Annotated in this window: 4 protein-coding genes and 1 pseudogene; 4 read left to right on the forward strand and 1 reads right to left on the reverse strand. The window is 35.5% G+C overall.

Features of this window, described 5'->3' with window-relative positions; all coding sequences use genetic code 11:
• Positions 1 to 180, reverse strand: a 180-nt coding sequence (locus tag ACT8VG_RS09075) for a hypothetical protein (protein ID WP_444195678.1), incomplete at its 3' end; no start/stop codon positions are given.
• 299 nt (positions 181 to 479) lie between these two features.
• Here ACT8VG_RS09075 and ACT8VG_RS09080 point away from each other — a divergent pair.
• The 4 genes and pseudogenes from ACT8VG_RS09080 to ACT8VG_RS09095 all read left to right on the forward strand — a co-directional run.
• A pseudogene (locus tag ACT8VG_RS09080) lies at positions 480 to 694 on the forward strand (helix-turn-helix domain-containing protein).
• A 12-nt stretch (positions 695 to 706) separates the two neighbouring features.
• Complete coding sequence (locus ACT8VG_RS09085; RefSeq protein WP_444195679.1) at positions 707 to 1,411, forward strand: hypothetical protein; 705 nt, start codon at positions 707 to 709, stop codon at positions 1,409 to 1,411.
• A gap of 477 nt (positions 1,412 to 1,888) precedes the next feature.
• Positions 1,889 to 2,077: a DNA-binding protein gene (locus tag ACT8VG_RS09090; protein ID WP_432267357.1), complete on the forward strand. Its 189-nt coding sequence runs from the start codon at positions 1,889 to 1,891 to the stop codon at positions 2,075 to 2,077.
• Between the two features lie 45 nt (positions 2,078 to 2,122).
• A partial coding sequence (locus ACT8VG_RS09095) for a DUF262 domain-containing protein (protein WP_444195680.1) occupies positions 2,123 to 3,241 on the forward strand: 1,119 nt, incomplete at its 3' end.

Raw genomic sequence — 3,241 nt, forward strand, 5'->3', positions numbered from 1 at the left:
CACCATATCCGGGAACAGGCGAATCGGCAGAAAACGCGTCCGAACCGTAAAATAAATTCCTGTAGGAATCAGTAATATTATCAGAAGCGAAATCCCCAGAGTGCTGCCGCCTGGCAGTGGAATCTGCACCAGATCTCCCCACAGAAAACTATATACTTTCTCAATCAGAGTAACTATCATACTTTAAACCCTCTTCCATACTCACAACATCCGGGATACATGCTGCTCACGTCATCTACAACAGCCTGATCCCGGACAGATACCATAGTATAGCCCATATTAACCCTTAAACGCAAGTACTTCAGGGTTTCCTTAAGAGATAAATGAAACAGGAACAATGATACGGACATCTTGTAGCAATGCAGTTTTTTGTCATTTTTAGAAAATTCACAAGATGGAACTATGCCAAAATTGAATTTATCAACCAAACAGTTTATAATGTAACAAGTTGAGGTGCTTTTTAGACATGGAGGATAATGATGAAGACATCCGATATGTTTAAAGAATTATGTAATAAAAAGAATATAAACGTTTCGGAACTTGCCAGACGGATAGGTCAGACTCCACAGAACTTTGGTAAGAAACTGAAACGAGATACTGTGACTCGAAAAAGATAGCTGATATCATGGGTGTTACCTTTGAGCAATCATTTATCTTCCCGGATGGAGAACAGAAAAAAACAAGTAACGAATAGGCGGTGAGTAGCATGGATACTGTGGATTTGATTATTAAATCATCAACAGAATTTTATAATGATTTGAAGGTTGATGAGAATGGTCGATATCGTTCTTGGGAACACTGCTATTCATATTTCATAAAAGCACGAGGGAGCCAAGAGATTGATTATGATTATCTGAGTTTACAACTAGCTTTCTATTTAGCAAGTTGGGGAATGTATCGTGGCTCATCATTTTTGCTACAAAAGGATTATAAAGTACATATTCCAGTAGTAAAAGAACTGTTAAATGAAAAATATGATGTTTTAGCTGGAATTGACTGTATCGGTGTCAAAGAGGATAGCAACCAAAAGTTACTGCAGGATATAAATTCGTTTTTAGAGCAGTATTACGATAAAATCAGGCACAAAGTAGAAGGACAAGAACTGAAAAATCAGTTATCTTTTACACTAATCACGAAAATACTTATGGGAACACTTGGCTGTGTTCCAGCATATGATAGATATTTTATTGCAGGAATAAAGAATCAGAAGGTCGCAACCGGTATTTACAACTTGAAATCCATTATGCAGCTTGTCGATTTTTACGAAAAAAATTCTGCTCGATTTGAACCAGTTAGAGAGAAAATGAAAGTTGAAGGTATGCCATATCCACAGATGAAGATGATTGATATGGGATTTTGGCAGGTTGGTTTGGAGTTGGATACAAATAAGAGAATACAGACAGCTCACTAGGAGGTAGAATCATAGAATATACACCATTGGAAAAGGATATTCTTGCTGTGATGCAGAGAACTGATTTTAAGAATATATCAAAAGGTGATGTGATTAGTTTTGCATCAAAGATAGACGAACTTCGTCCTTAAGTGGCCAAAGAAGTGCTTGCACAGTTTCCTGAATTTGTTGGATTAATGAAATCTTCATTAACTGAATACGAATAATACGATTCAAATAATTTGAAGAATCAATATACATTTAAAGTGATGTACAACACGATGGCAGAAAGTATTTTCACGAGATAAAGATTTATGAGTGATCGGTTCAAAGTTTGTTTCAAAGCAGGCATTGAATTGGATATTCCGAGATAACATGAATTTGCAAGGGTAGCAGGCTTAGACTTGGCTGCCTTTTTTAGATTGATTTTATTCGTGGTTTGGAATATAATTTCGTTAAATTGTATTGTGTGTTATTTGTATTATAAGAGAGGACTATATGGAATATTTATCAATACGACAAACATCTGAAAAATGGGGTATTTCCATCAGAAGAATTCAGGTTTTATGTGCAGAAAATAGAATTCCAGGTGCAACAAAGATTGGTTCCTATTGGGCTATTCCGGCTGATGCAGAAAAACCCAATGATAAGCGTATCAAGAGTGGAAAATACATAAAGGAAAAATAAGATGCAGAGCGTGATAAAACTATTTAAGTGTAGGTGGATATAGACATGGCTGAGATAAAAAGTATAAATGAATTACTAAAGATGGAGATTGATATTCCTGACTATCAAAGGCCATACAAGTGGACGATTCAAAATATTGAGGAGCTTCTTGGTGATATTAGTACAGCAATCAATGAAGCAGGACTGTATAAAACTCCCTTCAAGTACAGGGTAGGAACCATTATTCTTCATGAGAATGAACGTGGAATATTTGATGTTGTGGATGGACAACAGAGGATCATATCACTTCTTCTTATAAAACAATGCATAGAGACAGGGGTTAAGTGTCCTATTTCCAAGAAGAAATTTTTCAATAAAATAACTCAAACTAATATTCATGATAATTATATGTTCATTCGCGAATGGTTTTCACTAAAGAGTAAAGATGATAAGAAGAATTTTATTCGTGCATTTGATGAAATATTAGAGGTTGTTGTAATCAGTGTCGAAAAGGTATCTGAGGCTTTTCAGTTATTTGATTCACAGAATACTAGAGGAAAGTCTCTTGATCCGCATGACCTATTGAAAGCATATCACCTGCGAGAGATGAAAAAGTATCCATATGAGATGGAACATGCGGTTACTAAGTGGGAATCAAAAGACACAAATCAAATTAGAGAGCTTTTCGATTTGTTTCTGTTCCCAGTTTGGAACTGGTCACGCGGATTAAAGAGCAAGCCTTTTACGGCAAAGGAAATTGATACTTATAAAGGTATACCAGAATCATCAACGTATTCATATGCAAGACGTGCAAGTAAAGCAATGCCATGTTTCCAAATTACAGAGACATTTATTTCAGGAAATGATTTTTTTGAAATGGTAGATCATTACCTATACTTGATACACGATATTAAGACAGAAATATTTAATAATCATGATTTTGCGGAAATTAAGTCTATTATCTGCAATGGCAAAGAAGTATCTAGTATTAAAGAAATGGACTCTGTGAAATATGGATCTGCAGGTTTTGTCTATGCTCGCAACCTGTTTTATTGCGCGCTGCTTTGCTATTATGATAAGTTCCACAACTTCGATGAAATGGCGGTAAAGAAGTTATTCACCTGGGCTTTTATGATTCGAGTAGATATGGAAAACTTAGGGTTCGATAGCATCAATAAGTATGCC

It is taken from the genome of Catenibacterium sp. (assembly GCF_052354645.1).
GTDB lineage: Bacteria > Bacillota_I > Bacilli_A > Erysipelotrichales > Coprobacillaceae > Catenibacterium > Catenibacterium mitsuoka_A.

Bases quoted from the DNA above. Each gene is read 5' to 3' on its own strand.
- ACT8VG_RS09090 (WP_432267357.1), top strand. From the start codon at position 1,889: ATGGAATATTTATCAATACGACAAACATCTGAAAAATGGGGTATTTCC.
- ACT8VG_RS09085 (WP_444195679.1), top strand. From the start codon at position 707: ATGGATACTGTGGATTTGATTATTAAATCATCAACAGAATTTTATAAT.